General features: G+C 61.4%; 1 protein-coding gene. It reads right to left on the bottom strand.

The features are described 5' to 3' along the window. Positions 1 to 1,125, bottom strand: a 1,125-nt coding sequence (locus AC1DYI_RS36440; protein ID WP_477208955.1) for an ABC transporter substrate-binding protein, incomplete at both ends; no start/stop codon positions are given.

The raw sequence follows: 1,125 nt of genomic DNA, 5'->3' as shown, positions 1-1,125 counted from the left end.
CATTCATGCGTTCGCGGCGGYGCAGGCTGTTGCGGGCGATCAGCACACCCGCCGCGATCACCGCGACGAGCAAGGTCAACGGCCACCACACCGGCCGGTTCCATTCGGCCAGGCTGGCGGTGCGCTCGGCACTGTTCAGCTTCAGGTAACGGCCATGGTCGCGCACCAGGATGGCGGGCTTCGAATTGGTGACCCATTTCTGCACCGCTGCCGAGGCATAGGGGTAGAAGCCGAAGGACAAGGGCGAGTCACGGCGCAGGATGTCATTCATCTTGTCGACGATCTCCTGCTTCGCGGGGCCGTCGTCCATCATCTTCAGCTGAGTGAACAGCTTGTCGAACTCAGGGTTCTGGTAGTTCGCAACGTTCTCGCCGTCCGAAACGCTCTTCGAGTTCGGGCCATAGAACAGGAACAGGAAGTTCTCTGCGTCCGGGTAGTCGGCGTTCCAGCCGGTCCAGAAGACTTGGTGCTTGCCCTTGCGAACCTTGTCCTGGAACTGGTTGTTGTCGGTCGCGCGCACTTCGAGCTGGATGCCCAGCTTGGCGAATTGCTTGACCACCCAGTCGATTTCAGGCTTGCGCTCGGGCGTCGGCGGGGCGTAGAAGTCGTAGTTGATCACCAGCGGCTTGCCGCTCTTGACGTCACGGCCATCCGGATAGCCGGCCTCTTCCATCAGCTTCAAGGCGTCTTCGATCGGGCGACGCACGGACTTGCCGTTGACCAGCTTGTGGGTCATCGGGTTCACGCCTTCAGGCGTGCCTTCGCGCGAACCAGGAATGCCCTCGGGCAACAGGCTCATCGCAGTCGCGCCGGCCTTCTTTGGGAAGACCTTGGAGTACTCGTCCCAATCGATCGCGATCGTGATCGCCTGGCGCAGCTTGCGGTTGCGCTCGCGCTGGCCTTCGTTCTCGCCCCAGCCAATGACCGGGTCCAGCATGTTGAAGGCAATGAAGTAGCTGTTGACGTCGCCGTACTTCGGGAAGTTGAAGCCCTTCTTGCGGTAGGTCTCGGCGACCTCGTCCGAGTCGTTGGCCTCGACCAGGTATTGGATGCCAAGGTCGGTGCGCTCGAACACTTCCATGTCGTAGTAGCCGTCGCGGAACTTGTTCTTCTGCGGCGTCGCCT

Source organism: Ideonella sp. P3_A4 (genome assembly GCF_056403075.1).
The sequence above is the reverse complement of the archived record's forward strand: the minus strand, read 5'-3'. Positions and strand labels throughout refer to the sequence as shown.